At 38.8% G+C, this 19998-nt stretch carries 20 protein-coding genes; 17 read left to right on the top strand and 3 right to left on the bottom strand.

Annotated features, from left to right (window positions below; all coding sequences use genetic code 11):
• Positions 1–42 precede the first annotated feature (42 nt).
• The gene (locus ACSR9O_RS18695; RefSeq protein ID WP_101224947.1) at positions 43–666 is read right to left on the bottom strand and encodes a nitroreductase family protein; all 624 of its coding nucleotides are present in this window, start codon (positions 664–666) and stop codon (positions 43–45) included.
• A 125-nt stretch (positions 667–791) separates the two neighbouring features.
• Here ACSR9O_RS18695 and ACSR9O_RS18690 point away from each other — a divergent pair, with 125 nt between their 5' ends.
• The 3 genes from ACSR9O_RS18690 to hmpA all read left to right on the top strand — a co-directional run bounded on the left by ACSR9O_RS18690 (position 792) and on the right by hmpA (position 3938).
• Positions 792–1142 (top strand): winged helix-turn-helix transcriptional regulator, encoded by a 351-nt coding sequence (locus ACSR9O_RS18690; protein ID WP_101224946.1) that lies wholly within the window; start codon positions 792–794, stop codon positions 1140–1142.
• A gap of 304 nt (positions 1143–1446) precedes the next feature.
• Positions 1447–2430, top strand: a complete 984-nt coding sequence (locus tag ACSR9O_RS18685; protein ID WP_101224945.1) for a ketoacyl-ACP synthase III — start codon at positions 1447–1449, stop codon at positions 2428–2430.
• A gap of 287 nt (positions 2431–2717) precedes the next feature.
• Positions 2718–3938 carry an NO-inducible flavohemoprotein gene (gene hmpA, locus ACSR9O_RS18680; protein WP_491724893.1) on the top strand — a complete coding sequence of 407 codons (1221 nt, stop codon included), beginning with the start codon at positions 2718–2720 and terminating at the stop codon, positions 3936–3938.
• A 332-nt stretch (positions 3939–4270) separates the two neighbouring features.
• Here the strand turns inward: hmpA and ACSR9O_RS18675 are convergent, their stop codons facing one another.
• Positions 4271–5683: a purine-cytosine permease family protein gene (locus tag ACSR9O_RS18675; protein ID WP_491724892.1), complete on the bottom strand. Its 1413-nt coding sequence runs from the start codon at positions 5681–5683 to the stop codon at positions 4271–4273.
• Between the two features lie 288 nt (positions 5684–5971).
• On the opposite strand from ACSR9O_RS18675, the gene ACSR9O_RS18670 reads away from it, so the two are divergent.
• The 10 genes from ACSR9O_RS18670 (at position 5972) to ACSR9O_RS18625 (ending at position 14614) form a co-directional block, all read left to right on the top strand.
• Positions 5972–6718, top strand: a complete 747-nt coding sequence (locus ACSR9O_RS18670; RefSeq protein WP_260356390.1) for a GntR family transcriptional regulator — start codon at positions 5972–5974, stop codon at positions 6716–6718.
• A gap of 20 nt (positions 6719–6738) precedes the next feature.
• The gene (locus ACSR9O_RS18665; RefSeq protein ID WP_101224942.1) at positions 6739–7884 is read left to right on the top strand and encodes an LLM class flavin-dependent oxidoreductase; all 1146 of its coding nucleotides are present in this window, start codon (positions 6739–6741) and stop codon (positions 7882–7884) included.
• Complete coding sequence (locus ACSR9O_RS18660) at positions 7885–8463, top strand: amino acid synthesis family protein (protein WP_491724891.1); 579 nt, start codon at positions 7885–7887, stop codon at positions 8461–8463. It abuts the gene before it with no gap.
• A complete protein-coding gene (locus ACSR9O_RS18655; protein ID WP_101224941.1) occupies positions 8463–9275 on the top strand; it encodes an alpha/beta fold hydrolase in 813 nt (270 codons plus the stop codon). Before ACSR9O_RS18660 ends, ACSR9O_RS18655 begins: the two co-directional genes overlap by 1 nt.
• Positions 9272–10756, top strand: coding sequence for an aldehyde dehydrogenase (locus ACSR9O_RS18650; RefSeq protein WP_230177892.1), 1485 nt, complete (start codon positions 9272–9274; stop codon positions 10754–10756). The genes ACSR9O_RS18655 and ACSR9O_RS18650 overlap by 4 nt, the downstream gene beginning before the upstream one ends.
• A gap of 57 nt (positions 10757–10813) precedes the next feature.
• Positions 10814–11374, top strand: a complete 561-nt coding sequence (locus ACSR9O_RS18645) for an NADPH-dependent FMN reductase (protein ID WP_101224940.1) — start codon at positions 10814–10816, stop codon at positions 11372–11374.
• Between the two features lie 104 nt (positions 11375–11478).
• Positions 11479–11784: a hypothetical protein gene (locus ACSR9O_RS18640; protein ID WP_101224939.1), complete on the top strand. Its 306-nt coding sequence runs from the start codon at positions 11479–11481 to the stop codon at positions 11782–11784.
• Positions 11785–11821: 37 nt separating this feature from the next.
• Positions 11822–13264, top strand: a complete 1443-nt coding sequence (locus tag ACSR9O_RS18635) for an aldehyde dehydrogenase family protein (RefSeq protein WP_491724890.1) — start codon at positions 11822–11824, stop codon at positions 13262–13264.
• A gap of 12 nt (positions 13265–13276) precedes the next feature.
• Positions 13277–13531, top strand: coding sequence for a YciI family protein (locus tag ACSR9O_RS18630; RefSeq protein WP_101224938.1), 255 nt, complete (start codon positions 13277–13279; stop codon positions 13529–13531).
• A gap of 630 nt (positions 13532–14161) precedes the next feature.
• Positions 14162–14614: a helix-turn-helix domain-containing protein gene (locus ACSR9O_RS18625; RefSeq protein ID WP_101224937.1), complete on the top strand. Its 453-nt coding sequence runs from the start codon at positions 14162–14164 to the stop codon at positions 14612–14614.
• 119 nt (positions 14615–14733) lie between these two features.
• On the opposite strand, the gene ACSR9O_RS18620 is transcribed toward ACSR9O_RS18625, so the two are convergent.
• Positions 14734–15090, bottom strand: coding sequence for a hydrolase (locus tag ACSR9O_RS18620; RefSeq protein ID WP_402944526.1), 357 nt, complete (start codon positions 15088–15090; stop codon positions 14734–14736).
• A 188-nt stretch (positions 15091–15278) separates the two neighbouring features.
• Here ACSR9O_RS18620 and ACSR9O_RS18615 point away from each other — a divergent pair, with 188 nt between their 5' ends.
• The 4 genes from ACSR9O_RS18615 to qoxA all read left to right on the top strand — a co-directional run bounded on the left by ACSR9O_RS18615 (position 15279) and on the right by qoxA (position 19944).
• Positions 15279–15968, top strand: coding sequence for a hypothetical protein (locus tag ACSR9O_RS18615; RefSeq protein WP_491724889.1), 690 nt, complete (start codon positions 15279–15281; stop codon positions 15966–15968).
• A gap of 195 nt (positions 15969–16163) precedes the next feature.
• Complete coding sequence (locus ACSR9O_RS18610; RefSeq protein ID WP_491724888.1) at positions 16164–17399, top strand: S1C family serine protease; 1236 nt, start codon at positions 16164–16166, stop codon at positions 17397–17399.
• Between the two features lie 255 nt (positions 17400–17654).
• Positions 17655–17969, top strand: a complete 315-nt coding sequence (locus tag ACSR9O_RS18605; RefSeq protein WP_101224934.1) for a hypothetical protein — start codon at positions 17655–17657, stop codon at positions 17967–17969.
• Positions 17970–19014: 1045 nt separating this feature from the next.
• On the top strand, positions 19015–19944 hold the full coding sequence (gene qoxA, locus ACSR9O_RS18600; RefSeq protein WP_101224933.1) for a cytochrome aa3 quinol oxidase subunit II: 930 nt from the start codon (positions 19015–19017) through the stop codon (positions 19942–19944).
• The last annotated feature ends 54 nt before the right edge of the window (positions 19945–19998 follow it).

Raw genomic sequence — 19998 nt, 5'->3', positions numbered from 1 at the left:
CTAATCTCCCATATTCAAATTTTAAAAAAGTAAAAACACTCACTATATTTTGTTTTTATAAATGACTTTGTTCACATCGTGTCTTACTGTTTTGTGACCTTCTTTAATTCCTTTCCCCATGGCGATAAGCATAACATCTAAATACCTATCAGAAATTTTTAAAGCTGACTTTAATTGTTCGGAATCATACCCGGACATTGTAATGGTTTCAAGACCTGCCTCGTTCGCCAATAAAACTAACGACATTGACGCCAGGCTTGCGTCTCTTATTAATTCAGCCTTTAAATCTTCTTTTGATTTATTTAGATAATAATTGATTGCCGCGTTTGTTAGATAATCTCTTACTGATGCGTCAAAATAACCTTTTTGAAACTCATCCTCATGTATCATTATGATATTTTCTTTTTCAAATGCTTGATAATCACCTAGTATAACAATCAGTACTGAGGCTTCAATTACCTGTTGCTGATTAAAAGCAATGGGCAGTAACAAATTCTTTAAATATGGTTCATCTATAACCAGGTATCGTGTTGCTTGAATATTGTTTCCGTTAGGCGATTTACTAGCTCCTTCAATAAATGTCGCCAACGTTTCGGGACTAATTTTATAATCGGGATCGTACTGCCTTACGGAACGTCTTTTTTCTATGATCTCCCTTACACTCATCGTGTTCACTCCCAATGTTATATTTGCTTCATAATCAGAGTATAATGGACCCATGATGTAGAAGAAAATAACGCACAATAAAGTGGCATAGCCACCTTTATGTGCCTATTCAGGAGGAATGAGGAATGAAGAGTTTAAATACTGGAATAAATATTTTCATGAATACTGTAGGAGGAAAGTGGAAATGCTTAATCCTCTTTTTTCTGAGTCAAAAACCAATGAGGACAAAAGAGTTTTATATTCTAATACCGGCCATTACCCAGAAAGTTTTGACCGACCAATTAAAGCAGTTGGAAAGAGATGGGCTTGTCCGAAGAGAAGTATATAAAGTAGTACCACCAAAAGTAGAATACAGTTTAACTGAGTTGGGTCAATCCTTTGTACCTGTATTAAATACAATGTGTGAATGGGGCACTACATATGCAGTTGAACAAAATCTCGAAAGACAAGAACAAATTTGTCGCCATCATAAATAGTAAGAGCTGCATCAACTAGGAGTATGGCTTTTTTTTTGACAAGTTCAGTGATGCAAGCAGAATTTATTCAACTATCAGTATAATTGTCAGAAATACAAAATGTCTTGAAGATGACTTTTGGCAGTCACTCTAGAGATTGTAATAAACTAACAGGTGCTTTACTTTAAAGTAGTTGCTTTTCCCCACTCTTTTTCTTAAAATGTAACGGTTAGTTGCATAAGATTTTTTTTGCTTTATAATTAGTACCAGGTGTTAATATCAAGTTATAAAATGATGCAATTCATACACACGAGGTGGCTATTCTATGTTCAAATCCAAAGCACGTATTACTGCGATAGGTTCGTATGTTCCTGAAAAAAGGTTAACAAATAAAGACTTGGAAAAAATGGTTGAAACCAATGATGAATGGATTGTTAAACGTACTGGTATTAAAGAACGAAGAATTGCACATGAAGAAGAGTTTACTAGTGATATAGGTTATAAAGCTGTAAAGGATTTAATGGAACGGTATGATAAATCTGTCGAAGATGTTGATATGATCATTGTCTGTACCTTTACACCTGATTTCAACACTCCAAGTGTAGCATCTTTAGTCCAAGCAAAGCTAGGTATTAAGAATACTGGAGCTATTGATTTAAACGCTGCCTGTGCAGGATTTACTTATGGGCTGCATGTAGCTAATGGATTAGTAACATCTGGTTTAAACAAGAAAGTTCTTGTTATTGGAGCTGATACTTTATCTAAACTTATGGACTATGAAGATCGAGCCACTTGTATTTTATTTGGAGATGGCGGAGGAGCAGTTCTTGTAGAATATGATGAAAAACAGCCAAGTTTTATTTCTTCACATTTGTATTCTGAGGGAGAAGGCGGAAAACATTTATATAGTACAAACCTATCGACACGAATAAATGGTGAAGACTTAAATAATAGTGGCAACCTTGTACAAAATGGACGTGAGGTTTATAAATGGGCTGTCACGACCGTTCCAAAAGGAATGCAAACTGTGATGAAAAATGCCGAATATCAATTGAATGATGTTGATTGGTTCGTACCGCATAGTGCAAATTTAAGAATGATTGAGTCAATATGTGATAGAAGTGGCTTTCCAATTGAGCGTACTTTATATAGCTTAGTGGAGTATGGAAATACTTCTTCAGCGACAATTCCATTAGCTTTAGAAATAGGATTAAAAGAAGGGAAGCTCAGTGGTGGTGAGAAGGTTTTATTATATGGTTTCGGCGGTGGATTAGCTCAAGCTGGATTGCTTATCAATTGGACCCTATAACACTTTTTTTCTGCTACTGATCAGCAGCTTTGTTCTTATTGATATAAAGGGTCAGTTAAAGTTATCAAGGATACTAAAATAACAAAAGACACCGTACTAATAGGTATGGTGTCTTTGAATTATCTTAAGGATTTCAAAATCTCAAAATGGGCGGAAGTCGCCTATAGTAAGAAGTTTGGGTTTGTTAGTGATAAGTGAACAGGACCAAAATATCATGTTTACTCCAATATTTAGTGGGAATGCTATTTACAGTATATATCCCTGAAATTTGAGGAGGAAATTTTAACATGCTTGATGCTAAGACCATAGAAATCGTTCAGTCAACAGCACCTGTTCTCAAGGAACATAGTAAACCAATAGGAAAGAGATTTTATGAATTACTATTTTCAAAAGCTCCTGATTTGTATAATCTTTTTAACCAAACGAACCAAAAAAGAGGAATTCAACAAGAGGCCTTGGGATATGCTGTCTATGCTGCTGGTGAACATATTACGAACCTTGAAGCGATAAAACCTGTAATTAAAAGAGTTACTGAGAAACATCGTGCGATAGGGGTCAAGCCTGAACAGTATCCGGTTGTAGGTGAAACGTTGCTTCAAGCAGTTAAAGATGTGTTGGGTGACGCAGCCACAGATGAAATCATAGAGGCATGGGGAAAGGCCTATGGCTATATTGCAGATGCCTTTATTGATATTGAAAAAAACCTTTATGAGGAAACAGAACATCAGCATGGTGGATGGGAAGGATATCGAAGCTTCAATATCGATAAAAAGATAAAAGAAAGTGATGTGGTAACCTCCTTTTATCTAAAGCCTACAGACGGAAAACCCATTGCCTCCTACCATGCTGGGCAATACCTAACACTTAAGGCTGAAATTCCTGGCGAGAAATATACGCACATACGCCATTACAGTCTTTCGGATTCACCTGGAAAGGATTACTACCGAATTAGTGTTAAACGTGAAGATGCCCATGGAGATGCTCCATCTGGAATTGTATCTAACTATTTACATAGACAGCTGCAAGTTGGAGATACGCTGCAATTTTCTGCTCCAGCAGGTGACTTCGAACTGGATAACACCGATTTACCCGTTGTTCTAATTAGTGGCGGTATTGGCATTACACCTTTGCTTAGCATGTTAAATACCATTATAGAAAAGCAGCCACAACGTCAGGTTACGTTCATCCATGCAACAAGCAATAGTCAAACACATGCTTTTAAAGATCATCTGCAACAAATAGTGAATGAACATCAACATATAAAATCATTTGTAGTCTATGGTGCACCAACAGAAGCCGATCGAACCTCTGGGCATTTTGATAAAGAAGGATACGTTGGTTTAGACTTCCTGCAATCTATCGTTCCATCAAAAGAAGCTAATTTTTATTTTTGCGGACCTATTCCTTTTATGGAAGCAATCAATGAGGCCCTAAATAAATGGAGTGTATCGAAAGACCGTATTCATTATGAAGTATTTAGTCCACTCGCTATTTTAGGAGAAAAATAAGTAAGCTAAATTTGTGAATAAAAAGGATCTTTCATTGAAGTGAACCCAAAAAGCTAGACACATTATTTACTTAGGCAGCCTTGAGGGCATGAACCCGGTAATCTACCGGATTCATGCCTTTTAATCTTTTCTTGATTCGTTGTGATTGTAGTAATGGAAATATTCTTCTAGTTCTTGTTGAGATGCTTCATGTCTTTTTTGTGCAATAGATTTAGGTTTTTTTCCTTAATCGTATAAAGTCAAAAAAACTGCACCTCCAATTGTTAGTTGGTGACTAACGATTGGGGTGCAGTTCATTTTAGGGTTCTCTATTATCGACACCTGATATTAAGTTACTTAACATTTTTCTCGGAAGCGTCTGTATTCTCTATTGAACCAGTCTCTTGTTTGTTTATTGCATTTTCAGCGGTATTCAACTTTTTTCTCATTGGGAAGTAATACAAAACAGCTGGGACAACTAACCCAATAATCCAAGCGATATCTGCTCCTTCAAAAGCCTTGGCTATCGGTCCTACATAGAATGATGTGTTTATAAAAGGGATTTCCGCCAAGATTGATACAAGGAATGCGATACAAGTAATCCAGTTTATTTTGCCATATTGACCGTTCACATCAAAAATATCTTTTACATTGTAATGGCCATGTCGAAGCAAATAATAATCAACAAGGTTGATGGATGTCCAGGGAATTAAAAAATAACTAATGAAAAAGATGAAATTCAAGAAAAAAGATAGGAAATTACTCTGACCTAGTAAGCACAAAACGGTACCTGCTACTGTTACACAGAATATCATTCCTATTCGTACTTTCGGTGTGACCTTTAATTTAATAAACGGTTCAATTGTTGTTATGGTTGCCATGAATGCTCCATATAGGTTAAAGACATTTATAGCAAGCTGTCCAAAGATGATTATAAAGAACATGATTATAGCAAAATTTCCAAACAGGCTGGCCAAGTTACCGCCAGAGTGATCAAGGAAGTTAGGAATCGCTATGGTTAAGGTTGCGCCTAATGTCATCATCCATATAGTCCCGATGACTGTGCCAGCGTAACTATACCAAAATGTATGGGCCGTGGGTGTGGTTATCGGTAGATAGCGAGAATAGTCTGCAACGTAGGGGGCATATGCCAATTGCCATGTAGCAACCATACTCACTGCCAGCAAAAACACTGGTATATCCAAATTCCCAATGGCCCAACTGCCTGCCGGAACTTGCAATTGGAAGACTATATATGTAGCTACAATATAAATACAAAGAGACGCCCAAGATAATAATTTTTGCATTTTATGAATTAAGTTATAGCCATAAATGGTGGCCACGAAACAAAGTACATTTAAAAGTATTATGCTCCATGTTTGGTCGATCTTTGTTAAACTGCTTAAGGTTTGTGCTGCAAGCAAACCGCTGCTGGCAAAGAAGCCTAAATAGACAAACATAACGAGAAACAAGGGGAAGATGGCTCCGATTACACCAAATTGAGCCCGGCTTTGGATCATTTGCGGAATTCCGAGTTGAGGTCCTTGAGCTGAATGGGAGGCCATGAAAATGGCGCCTAATAAGGTACCGACAATAATTGCAGCCAGACTCCAAAATAAATTAAGACCTAATGTAATGGGCAATGCCCCGGTCACAAGGGTGGTAATATGCATATTTGCCCCAAACCAAATTGGAAATAAATCACGGGCCTTGCCATGGCGTTCATCTGCCGGAATATATTCTATACTGCGAGTTTCAACTTTCATCAATTTACCCCCTATCAAATTCGGTATACTACCATGTACCATGCAAGCTTATTTTATAGAATCACTATAATTGTAAGCGTATACAGATGTCAATATTTTCAGAAAAAATAATTTTTAGGTAACTATCATAAAATATCCGTTCATTCATCTAGTGAATTTCAATAAATCAGATTGATCATTAGACTGAATGATTGGAAATATTAAACTCTAGTTTGAAAATTGTGGAACAACATGTCTTCCAATAAAAAATAAAAATTTTATATTTTTTGAATTGACAGTCTATTTTTCATGACCTATAATTGCACTTATCAAGAGCTTGCATGGTACATGGTACAAACTTTTAAAAAGGAGGGGCTTTTCATTACAGCTATCTTAACGTTGGGGATTACTGCTCAGGTTACGAACGCTATACGCGAATCCATAGTAACTGGAGATTATGAACCAGGACAAAAATTATCGGAAACTGTTTTATCTGAATATTACAAAGTTAGTAGAACCCCTATAAGGGAAGCATTTAAACAGCTAGAAAGAGAAGGGTTAGTCGAGATCATTCCAAGGGTTGGAACATGTGTGACCAAACCAACTGAAAAGGAACTGGATGAGTTATTTACTTTAAAGGAAGTAATGGAAGGGCTCGCAGCGGGGCTGCTTGCAGAAAGCGGGAGTGCTGAAGACATTAATAACCTTAAGCAAGCAGTGTCTGACATGGAGGTTGCTATACAAACCTCGGATAAAAAGCTATATGTCGAGGCTAATGATGTTTTTCATTCAGTCATCCAAGAAGGCGCCAATAACTCTAAATTAAGTTACATGCTAAATTTGCTGCTCAATCAAATACCTTATAGACAGTATGTCTTTTTAACCATTGAAGATCCGAATCGCCGTGAGAGATCACTAAAGGAACATCAGGCGGTCTTGATTGCTATAGAGAAAGGCAATCGGGAGGAAGCGGAGAAGGCCATGCGAGAGCATGTAAAAGCAAGTGGAATGCAACTTAAAATGGACATAGCAAAGAAACTTGGTCAAAAAAAGTGATATGAGGGGGAATGAGTACTATGAAATTTGGAATCTTTGCAAACCTTGCAGGACAGGGAAGACATGATGAATATTATAAAGTGCTGGACGAAGCCCGTGAGCAAGCTATTTATTGTGATGAAAATGGTTATGATTCGATTTGGTATACCGAGCACCACTTTGGTCATGAAGGAAATGAATTGATTTCTAACCCGATCTTAATGGGGGCTGATATTGCTGCACGTACAAAGAACATTCGAATTGGACAAGCTGCGAATGTCGCCACTTTCTGGCATCCGCTGCGTTTGGCGGAAGACATAGCAATGCTTGATCAGTTAAGCAAAGGACGTGTGGAAGTTGGTCTGGCACGTGGATTATACGGACGGGAAGCGGCTAATTTAAACACTTTGGCTGATCCGGCAAATCAAGAACAAAACCGTGCACTGTTTGAGGAAACATTGGAAATTTTAAAAAAGGCTTGGTCAAACCGTTTCTTTTCACATCAAGGTGACATCTATCAATTTCCTCCTAAAGGTTTAAAGTGGAGTCACCCTATGAGCCCATCAACACCGGAATTTATGGATATGGAGAAAGGAGAAATTGATAAGATTTCCCTTATGCCTAGACCTTACCAGCAATCACTTCCTCTGTGGCAGGTAATTGATTCACCGCGTTCTATTGAATTGGCCGCGGAGAACGATATACAAGGAATGTTTTGGATGCCGACCGTCAAAGAATTAAAAGGCCGTTTTGAACTGTACCGTGAAAGGGCTTCCAAATCCAAAGGCTATGAAGTGCCACTTGGTCAGGGTATTGCTTTGGTACGTGATGTATATGTAGCGGAAACGATGGAACAGGCTCGTCAAGATGCGGCAGAAGCAGTATTGAACAATTATCGCTGGATTTGTCACTGGAGAGGACTTAGCAACCTTATGGATCCGGGCGAAACAGTAAAAGAAGGGCAGGAATTGAACTATGAATTCTTACACCCAAGAAATTTATTGTTTGGTACACCTGACTATGTAGCAGAGAAAATTCAGGAATTGAAGGAAGAACTGAATTTGGAAACATTACTGCTTTGGGTGAACCATAATGGTTTGCCACATGAAAAAATGATGAAAAGTTTAAAATTGTTCACGGAAGAAGTAATGCCAAGATTCACAAAAACTAAATTGGGGGTAATGTAAATGTTAGATATTCGTAAAGTGTATACAGCTATAGAAGAAACACGTATTGAGGGCGGTAAAAAAGTAGAGAATCCCATCAAGATGATAACAAGTATGGCGGTTATCAAAAACCCATGGGCTGGAAGAGGATATGTTGATAATTTAAAACCGGAAATTGATGAATTTGCACCGCAAATTGGCGAATTATTAGTTGCTGAACTATTTAAGCACATTGATTCCGCTGATGACGTCGAAGCATTCGGCAAGGCAGCTGTCGTGGGTGTTGATGGGGAGGTTGAGCATGCATCAGCTTTTATCCACACTTTGAAATTCGGTAACAAATTCAGGGACGCCGTGAAAGGAACGAGTATCTTAAGCTTTACTAATAAGCGTGGTGGCGCTGGATCTGCGGTGCTCATACCGATGGTACATAAGACAGATGAGTCTGAACGCTCTCATTTCATTACATTTGAAGCTTCTATACCTGATGCACCTAGGGCCGATGAGATCGTTGTTGCCATTGGGGCTTCTACAGGAGGACGTCCTCATCCGAGAACAGGAAACAGGCATCAAGATATGGTTGAAATGGGGCTGGTTTAATGCCAACTACATTGCATGGAAAAGATTCGCTTCATTATGAAGAGAAAGGGATGGGGCAATCGCTTATCTTTATTCATGGTGTTGGTCTTGATCTTACGATGTGGAAAAAACAAGTTGAAGATTTGTCGAAACATTTCCGTGTTATCACATATGACATGGTTGGGCACGGAGGATCTGAGCATCCTCCGGGTCCTTATTCCCTTTCACAGTTTGTTGAGCAGTTAGCAGAACTAATGAATCACTTACGGATTGAAGGAAGTCATATTATTGGTTTCTCCATGGGTGGTATGGTCGCTCAGGCATTTGCATTAAAATATCCGGATAAAGTGAAAACGCTAACAATTATGAACGCAGTGGCCAATCGGACGAAGGAACAGAGGAAAGCCGTTTTAAAAAGAGTGGAAGAAGTGAAAATAACGGGCCCTTTGGCAACAATTGAACCGGCCATTAAACGATGGTTTAATATTGAATTCTTGAATTCAAAGGAAGAAACTGTTAGTGAAATTCGGGAAAGACTTCAGACAAACGATGCTGCTTCATATTTAGCGGCCTATACACTTTTTGCAACTGCGGATGAAGATTTGTGGCCGCAGATCCACCAGATTAATATACCGACCCAAATTATAACAGGGGAGCATGATGTAGGTTCAAATCCCGAAATGGCAAGACAAATGCATGAAAAGATTGTGGATTCAGAATTAATGATAGTACCAAATATGAGGCATATGCTGCCGATAGAAGGAGCCAAAATAGTGAACGAAGCTATTAGGTCGTTTATTGAAAGACAAAAGCAAAGGGGTGACTCGATGTGAAAGAGCTGAAGAAATATCAGATGTATATAAACGGGGAATGGATAGAATCATCAAGTGGTGAATATTTCGATAGTTATAACCCTGCAACCGAAGAAGCTTGGTGTCAAGTCGCTAAAGGGAATGCTGAAGATGTAAATCATGCCGTTCAATCTGCGCATAATGCATTCCTGCATTCGGGATGGACCAATATGACATTCACGGAGCGGGGGCGTCTGGTTAGAAAGCTTGGAGAGCTGATTGCTGATCACTCTGAAGAGCTTGCGAAAGTCGAATCACTGGATAATGGGAAATTAATACGCGAAATGCGCGGTCAGGTAAAATATTTACCTGAATTTTTCTATTACTATGCGGGTCTAGCAGATAAAATCCATGGTCAAACCTTACCAATTGATAAAAAAGATATGTTCGCTTTTACATCCAAAGAGCCGCTGGGGGTAGTAGCCGCCATTACTCCTTGGAATTCCCCTCTTTATTTAACAACCTTGAAGCTTGCACCTGCACTTATTGCAGGAAATACCATAGTCATTAAACCTTCGGAAATGACTTCGGCCTCTCTATTGGAATTGGTAAAACTGGTTGAAGAAGCTGGTTTTCCACCTGGAGTAGTCAATGTAGTTACCGGCTTTGGAACTCCTGTAGGCGATACACTCACCTCCCATCCTCTTGTAAGGCGTGTGGCCTTTACGGGAGGTTCAGAATCAGCACGGCATATTGTTCGTAATTCGGCTCAAAATTTTGCGCAGGTATCGCTTGAACTTGGAGGGAAATCACCCAATATCGTGTTTGAGGATGCTAATCCGGATAATGCGGCGATGGGTATCATAGCTGGTATTTTTGGTGCTTCAGGACAAAGTTGTGTGGCAGGTTCGCGTGCATTTTTACATGTTGATATTTACGATGAAGTGATGCAAAAACTCGTAGACAGAGTATCGAAAATCAAGATCGGTGATCCTTTTCAAGATGAAACAGAAATGGGTCCGCTGGCTACGCAGGCCCAATTGGAGCGAGTCGAAAAATACGTGGCTATCGGATTAGATGAAGGTGGTAAACTTGTTTGCGGAGGTAAAAAGCCTGAATATTTAGAAAAAGGTTGGTATTTTGAACCCACGATCTTCGAGCATCACGATAATAATTCCCGTATTACAAAGGAAGAAATATTTGGCCCCGTGTTAAGTGTGATCCCTTTTAAAGATGAAGAAGAGGTTATTCAATTAGCAAACAGTACTGATTACGGATTGGCAGCTGGAATTTGGGTGAGTGATATTGCAAAAGCTCATCGAGTCGCGAAAGCTATACGTGCTGGAATTGTTTGGGTGAATACCTATCGAAGTATTTCACCAATTGCTGCAATCGGTGGATCTGGCCTAAGCGGTTATGGAAGAGAAGGCGGTTATGAAGCGATTCATGAATATATGCAAGATAAAGTTGTTTGGATCAATACATCATCTGAACCGATTCCTGACCCGTTCATAATGAGGTAATGGGAATTTTTGGGTATGCACTTTTATCTAAGAGATTTAATAAGGAGGAAAAGTGAAATGAAATTACTGGGGATTTCAGGAACGATAATAGGAACGAAGACGAAAGTTGTTATTGAAAAGGTTTTAGAGGAAGTTAAGAATAACCATCCTGATATCGAAGTCGAATTGCTTGATTTGAAAAAGTATGATGTTCAATTTTGTGATGGCCGTAATCCGTCAACATACACTGGAGATACGAAAAAAGTAATTGATATCGTTACCTCAGCAGACTTTTACATTATAGGAACCCCAATATTCCAAGGGTCAATTACAGGAGCTCTTAAAAACTTATTTGATTTGATCCCCCCGAAGGATTTCCGTAATAAAGTAATGGGGCTAGTGGCTACCGGTGGAACCTACCAGCATTATTTAGTCATTGAAAATCAGCTGAAACCTATAGCCAGCTATTTCCGTGCATTTGTTGCACCTGGCTCTGTTTATGCTCATAACGACCATTTCAATTCACAAAACGAACTGGTTGATGAGGAAGTTTTGGAACGTATTTCAATGCTTGGTGAAGAAATCGTTTTTATGCAAAAAGCACTGAAAAGTACTAAACCAGAGCATCAATTAAGCTAAAGGGCGGTAGATTTAGGAGATTTAATAAACTCCAGCTGATAAAAAAACGTTTTGGAATTGAGTACATTTCAATTAGCAGAGCTAAGTAGCAAGGAGGGGACAAATTGCTATTAGATGTAGAAGAGATAATAAACTTAACTGATTTATCCTTTATTAAAGTTTGTAATGAACAGTATGGGATTAATAGAGGAGTTTATAATACCATCGATGCCTGGTTTTATAAGCAAGGAATTAGTAACATTCTAGAAAGGCGCAATAGTATATTGTATTTTCTTGAATTTATTAAGCGAAGTTCCGAGAGTGAAAATAATCACTGTAAATTTGGTCACGGTGGCTTAACTACAAAATTAGAAGAGTATTATTTTCCAAGAATGGAATCGACTGTTTCAAAAATTGCCTCTAATCTTTAGATGAAGCACTTACAAAGAGTGAAGGGTGGCTGAGAACATGACAATCATAGATAAAGTAGAAAAAAAACATTTACTAATTAAAGGGGAATGGGTGGAGGCGAAGGAGTATAGTTTGCTTCGTTCTCCTTATTCAGGAGAAGTCATAGCTGAAATCCCCCTGGCCACAGACGAAGAAACCGACCAAGCTATTGAAGCGGCGCAAAAAGCTGCTAAGGTGATGGCAAAAATGCCAGCCCATCAACGTGCGAATATCCTGGAAACATTGGCCCATCTTCTTGAAGAGCGCGCGGATGAAGCCGCCAAAATCATATCTATTGAATCAGCAAAGCCGGTTACAACCGCTAAGGGCGAGGTGGCGCGAACAATTGAAACCTACAAGTTTGCGGCTGAAGAAGCGAAAAGAATTCATGGAGAAACGCTTTCGCTGGATGCCGCCCAAGGTGGCGAAAACCGACTCGGTTACACTGTACGTGAACCGATTGGAGTGATTGGGGCCATAACACCTTTCAATTTCCCCATGAATCTAGTCGCTCATAAAGTAGGTCCTGCCATCGCCTCAGGTAATACAATTGTATTAAAGCCAGCAAGCCAAACACCTCTATCCTCTCTGTTCCTCGGAGAATTATTACAGGAAGCCGGATTGCCTGCAGGAGCATTAAATGTGGTCACAGGTGGAGGAAGAGTGGTTGGAGACAAGTTGGTCACTGATTCTAGAGTAAGTATGATTACTTTTACCGGCAGCCCAGGAGTCGGGATTGGCATCCGCAACAAAGCCGGATTGAAACGAGTGACGCTGGAGCTGGGATCAAATGCAGCTGTCATTATTGACAGGGGTGTGGATATCGATAAAATCATTTCTCGTTGTGTGACGGGAGCGTTTTCCAATCAGGGACAAGTATGTATTTCTTTGCAAAGAGTTTATGCTCATGAAGAAATCTACGATCGCTTTGTTGAAAAGTTTATAGAAGCTACCAAACTATTAAAATTAGGTGATCCGCTTGATCCAGAAACGGATGTTTCCGCTTTGATTTCCCCAAATGATGTTGAAAGAAGCCTCAATTGGATTGAAGAGGCAAGACAAGGTGGAGCCAAGATTGCAACAGGTGGAATAACGGAAGGCAATATCCTTCATCCGACCGTCATATTGGATGCAGATACTCACACAAAGGTATCTTGTCAAGAAGTGTTCGCCCCAATCGTTTTGATTAACAAGATTCAATCAGTAGAACAAGCAATTGATTTGGTGAATGATTCAATTTATGGCCTGCAGGCAGGGATTTATACGAACGATGTAGGTACAGCAATGGATGCAGCGGAAAATTTACAAGTTGGTGGAGTCATGATCAACGACATTCCGACATTCCGTGTGGATAATATGCCGTACGGTGGAGTGAAGGAAAGTGGAACTGGACGTGAAGGATTAAAATATGCAGTTGAAGAAATGACAGAAATGAAGCTGGTTGTCTGGAACCGAAATTAGGGAGTGGAAAGCATGGCTTATTATGCAGCAATTTTACATATGATTGATGCTGAAAAAAATATAGAAGTTCGTCCACATCATATCGAGTATTTAAACGAACTTGATCGTAGAGGGAAGGTTTTTGCAAGAGGCCCTTTTGCGGATGGCTCAGGCGGCTTGGTTGTTTATATTGCAGACACATTTGAAGAAGCACTCTCTTTAGCGGAAAATGATCCTCACGTTGTACATAAAGTGCGGAGACTCGAATTAAAAGAATGGAACATTTAATAATGAAACGTTATGATTGCGTGTCAATGCGATGAATATATACTGGGATCTGGAGACAGTTCCTTCATTAAAGGGAGGTTGCCGAGGCAACCTTTTTTTATGTGCAAAGCAACTCGATAACGAAAAGGTAAAGTTATACCAAAGTGAGGAATGATCTTTGATAACTGCCAGTTGTTATATTGTGAAAGTATTAGTGGAAAAAGGATCAAAGAGCGAAATAAAAAAATGCTTCGTGTAGTTAAACAGGCAGGAAAAAATGGGTTTAAAAGTCTTGTCTATACAAGGCTTTTTTTGAATTAAGCTGAATTATGTGATGGCAAGATGGCTTATTCAGTGGAAAAATTATAGAATTGAGTAGCTGCTTAACTGGCTAGCTACGACCCCGGAGTCGCTTGCTTTGATGAGGCTTGGCAGACAGTCGGCGGAAAGGGAGCTGATTTCTGAAATCAACTGGAATCTTTTAAAATTTTACCTTTCTGCAGCAGTTCCGAAAAATTAATCTGATTCCCTTGATATACCAAGGTTTTCTTCGGTGTCACTCATAAGTTGCATAGTAATGCGCTTATTACTATCTTTACTTTGCATAATTCATCTCACAATACTAGGAGTAGGAAAGGCGATGAACTCATTATGATTTTTAGCGAACGATTAAAAAAAGAACGGGAAAAAAGAAATTGGTCACAAAATGATCTTGCGGAGAAGATTCATGTGAGTCGCCAATCTGTGTCCAAATGGGAAACGGGAAAAAATTATCCTAGTATTGAAGTACTCATTAATTTAAGTGATTTATTTCAAATTACGGTAGATGAATTATTAAGGAGTGACGAGGAATTGAAAGAAAAAATAATAAGGGAAAGTAAGCAGTTAGCATTTCCAAAAAGGAAAATGTTTTTTGATATCGTATTATTAATAGGAGCATTTTTGTTAGTGTCTAAATTAATTATTTTTGGACTTAATAAATTTGCCGGCACAGATATTACCATTTTAAAAAGCATGCCAGTTGTATCGAATTTTTTACCATTAGCTTTGATGGTCATTGGCGGTATTGGTTCAGATTATTTGAAGGATAAATATGTAGATTAAAAGAACTCTGATTATAAAACTTTATAGTGAATCATAAAATAGAATCTTCTGTTTTCCCTTTTATTGGGGACATGATAATAAAAGAACAGAACCTTTGAATCAGGTTCTGTTCCTATTTCTTATTTGAACTTTTGCACTTCTTCTTTTCCCTCGAATTTGTTATCTTTCAATATGCCGATTTCTTCAATATGGTTTCGTGCCGTTTCATCCCCTAATTTATAAATGAGGGCATAAAGCCTTTTCATGGCTGCATCGTATTTATCATTTGCCCGGTCATGATGATAGAGTAGGTAGGGCACATGTGAACGGGCATATGCTTCCAGGTCATCTGTCCGGTGTTCCTCCAAGCATTGTTTCAATTCTGCAAGTTCCTCATCAGTTGCGTGTACGGTGAAGCTTGGATTCTCTTCAAGTTTTTGTCCGAGTACGTCGCCGCTGACCAAATCGACATGATAGGTCTGTTTTTCCTGCATCATTCTGTGATCATCCTTTCAAGCGTTTATCTATTCTGTACCACTATTTGTAAAAATTTAATCATCAATGTAAACATTTCCTTAATGAAAAAGATAGGAAATAGAGGTATCGGATTTCTTATCAAATGGTATAAGATGAATTTACAGAATAATATGGAAAATCAAGGGGTGATATAGTGAAGAGGTCAATCATGGTTATTTTTTTGGTGTTGATTGCTTCAGGCTGCGTAACAAGGAATTATGATTCCAATATGGATTTAGGGAAAAGTCAGTTGAATGAGGAAAATTATTTAGAAGCCCACGAGGCATTTGAATTAGCTTATAAAGAAGCAAATACACCGGAAGCAAGGGAGTTAATGGATCTTTCAGGTTTTCTGGCGAATGGAATGAAGAAATACGACGAACAGGATTTTGATTCGGCCAAAAGAGATTTTGAAGAAGCAACCGCATATAAAGCAAAATACCGGGAAGGTAAACTAATGGTTTCTAAGGCGGTGGAAATGCAACCGGTATCAGACTCCGCCACGATAGAAGCAGTAGAGGGAAATGACGAGGCGGAGCCGGCGGAGGAAGCAACCGTGGACGGAACCAATGGATCCAAAGTAGAAGATGAGGCGGCAACGGATACAATAGGCAAAGAAGAGAGCAAGGCTTCGGTTAGTACATTAAGTAAATCTCAGGCAGAGAAGCTAGTTAAGGATTATGTGGACATGGAAAATTTTCCTGATTTAGATATCGAATATGATCATGATGCCGAAAAGGGAGATTACATTTTTCATGTTTTCGAGGTGGATGAACCTAGTCAGGAAAGTGGCCACAAAACCACTTGGGGCTGGTATGGCGTGAATAAGAAGACTAAAGAAGTTTATGAAGTCTTGTAAGGATAACTGTATGGTCGAATTGAAGGCCCCTGTTGAGGCCTTTTTATTTTGCAGGCGGCAAGATACAGGATTCGATAAAATTTTATAATTTTTGTAAAATGTCGCCCTATTCGTTATTTCTTAAGAATTTTTTAATATTTCCTGTTTATGATTGAGTCAAGTAAAGGATAAAGGACAATCATAGGAGGGATAAAGATGGAAAATTATAATGGTGATGAGCAAGTCAGAGTAAAGGCAGAACGGAAAAAGGGTAAGTCTCTTTGGCTAACTAGCCTTGTTTCCGGAACGGTTGCTGCTATGGTTACATCGTCTGTATTTCTATTTGGCGGGGACTTTATAGGTCAAGGGAATAGTCCAGTGAATGAGTCAACCAAAACGGCAGGTGTACAGCAAACGGAAAGTGTTGAAAAGGATAAGAGTGTCACGGCGGAAAAGTTATCGACAAGTACGGATTCAAATGATAGGGCAGAGATGGTCGAATCAGCATCCAAATCGATAGTCGGGGTCGTGAATTTACAGGAGATGCAAAACCAGTACCCGTACCAGCAGCAAAGCACGGAGAGCGAAACGGTTGAAAGCGGCACCGGCTCAGGGGTCATCTATAAAAAAGCTGATGGGAAAGCCTATATCATCACGAACAATCATGTTATTGAAGGCGCTAAGGAAGTCGAAATTTCATTGTATGATGGACAAAAGGCAACGGCGACGGTTGTCGGGGCTGATGCTTTGACTGATTTAGCGGTTTTGACAATTGATGCCTCGAAAGCACCTGAGGGAATTAAATTCGGGAATTCCGATAGCATGCGTCCAGGAGAAGAAGTATTGGCAATTGGCAACCCACTTGGACTTGATTTTTCACGATCGGTTACACAAGGGATCGTCAGTGCGACCGGACGCTCCATTTCAGTCGATACCTCGGACGGGGAGTGGGAACTTGATGTCCTTCAAACAGATGCAGCGATCAATCCCGGCAATAGCGGGGGTGCATTGATCAACACCGCTGGGGAAGTGATCGGCATAAACAGTTTGAAGATTTCCGAAAACGGTGTGGAAGGCTTAGGGTTTGCCATACCAAGTAATGATGTGATTCCGATTGTTACGGAGCTGATTGAAAATGGAAAAATCACGCGCCCATATTTAGGAGTCAGCTTGGCCAGTATGGAAGAACTGCCGCAATATTACATTCAAAATGTTCCAGAAGCCGTAAAGTCCGGCGTAATGGTGACGAGTATAGAGGCGGGATCGGCTGCGGCGAATGGAGGGCTTAAGCAACAGGATATCATCGTTGAGATTGATGGAACGAAAATAAATACTGCCGCTGCATTAAGGAAGTACTTATATACAGATAAGAAAATCGGAGATAAAGTAAAGATTAAAGTATATCGAGGCACTGAAGAGAAAACGGTAACGATCACCTTGCAAAAACCATAGAATGAGGTAAGGCCCCTGATTATTCAACAGGGGTCTTTTATTGGAGTTTTTTTAATAGTATACAGTGGGCTAATATCGGTAAAATAGATAGTGTATTTGCACTGTTTTGAAGTTTGTTCATATAGTCTTGAATACCTAAAGGTGAATGGTGGCGCCTTCTATTTGTCAAGGTTTTCATCGTGAATATGTTAAAAAATAGAAAAGATTTGACAAATTTGTGAAATGTCATAAAATAGAAAGAAAGGGGATGAAATTATGGAAGCTAATCAGAAGATGTTAGATGCAGTGAAATGGGTATCGGGCACAGGTTGTGTAATCGGAATTATTATTTTTGCTTTAAGTTTCTTTGTAAGCGATTACAATAAGGATTATATATTCACCGCTGTTGGAATCGCCATCACATTAAGCGCAGCTGCCATTTTTCTAGTTGGTATATTTTTTGTCCTGACAGAGGAAATGGTAATGAATACACGTAAAGGCGAAAGAATTGAACCGGAAACGACTAAAATCATAAAAATGAAAACAAAGGCTAAAGCTCCAACAAACAGAAGTACAGAATTCAGTAACTAAAGCGAGGAATATAGCGCAATATACTGTTTTTCTAAACAAAACTAGTTGTTCTTTTACCTAACTTGCTGAATTTGAGTCAACTTGATCACAAATAATGAATGCGCTTTCATTTCATATTATCAGAATCGAATTATCGATTTGTTACATTTTAATTCAATATACTGCCACTCGTCATTGCCAAACACACGATGTGCTTGTACATCCAAACCAACTGCCTGCACGCCAGGAAGTCTCAATTACATTTTAAACAATATCTACGAGAAAAGGACACTTTTAAGAAGTCCTTTTTTTGTGGTTTTTTTTATGTACTTTTAATTGAAAATTCAAAAGGGAAAGGGATACAGGTATCAATATGGGGTTATTGAGCAGTGGTTTTGCTAAAGGCAGATTTGATAGCAAACCTGAATTACTTACTACGCTTTTGCTACACGGCTGTTTAAAAATACTGACAGGGCATAAGGATTGCAAAAAGAACCCAATTTCATTTCAACTCGTTGTTTCCTTATATATATATAATATTGACCTGTGTTGGTTCATAAGGGTATTGAAGCATGGAGACAACATCGTGTCCCATGTGTCTACCATTTACCAACCTCCTTGGCCGAGTGAAAAAAATCCGGTTTAAATCATGGTATCTAACGATAAATACCTAATTGACAAGATAGGTAATATAATTCATAATCTTTAAGAGTTTTGAGGCAATATACACGGTGACTATAATGTGAAATTTTTATTTCATTATATTAGAGTAATATTAAATGGAAAGAGGATCGGTACTATTTGTAATCCTGCACTGATAAGTGAATTTTCAAAGGCAAGATATGAAACATTTATTATATTTCATTTGCTGAAGATTTTCGAACATTTCAGTTCATTTACCATCTTCTTACTGCTCTTTAATGAACTTTATGTGACAGATGTCACTTTGTATTGTCTTTTTTTAGACTTGGGATTAATATTGGTATGTCGGGGTTTGTGAACATGGTAACACTTTGTCCGAATAATTACCAATTGGAATTTTATTATGTAAGAAAGGGGTAGTACTATGAAAATAAAATGGGCTCTATTAACTATACTTTTTACTATTGCCACTGTGCTAACCGGTTGCGATAACCCATTAATGGTCTTGGACCCTAAAGGGCCAGTAGCTGCAACACAAGCAGATGTTATTATGATTTCGATATGGACAATGGCCTTTGTCGTCCTTGTCGTTATGGTACTGTATATCTTCATGATAATGAAATATCGTGCTTCCAAACAACGTGATGATTATGAACCGCCTCATATTGAAGGAAGTAAGGTTCTTGAAATAATTTGGGTTGCGATCCCAATTCTAATCGTCGCTTTCCTATCCGTTGTTACTGTTAAAACAACAAATGAAGTTGAGGCAACACCTAAAGGATACGGTGATCAAGAACCTTTAATTATTTACGCTTCATCTTCAAACTGGAAGTGGCACTTTAGTTATCCGGAAGAAGATATCGAAACAGTCAACTATCTGTTTTTACCTACTAACCGACCAATTGAATTTAAACTTTACTCATTCGGTCCAATCTCAAGTTTCTGGATTCCGCAACTTGGAGGACAAAAATACGCGATGTCGGACATGGTTAATACGTTGCACTTAGCAGCTGATGTACCAGGAGAGTATATGGGTCGAAATTCAAACTTCAGTGGTTCAGGTTTTGCTCAGCAAACTTTCAACGTTAATGTACTATCTGCAGAGGAATACGATAAGTGGGTAGATGAAATTAAAGCTACTGCTAAACCGATTACTGAGAAAAAATTCAATGAATTATTAAAACCTGGTCATGTGGGACAATCCACTTACACTGGAACTCACTTAGAGTTTTCTCCAGCTCCTGAAGGGGAAAATGCTGGTCATGACCACGGATCTTCTGATACGGAAGAAAATGATTCCAAGGATTCACACGATGAACATTCAGAACACAGCAACATGAATCATGATCACTAAGAATTAATTTCGTTCGATAAAACAACTAGGTTTACAAGATAAGGAATATTTTCC

It is taken from the genome of Peribacillus sp. B65, from assembly GCF_058513295.1.
This window is presented reverse-complemented; position numbering and strand designations above follow the sequence as displayed.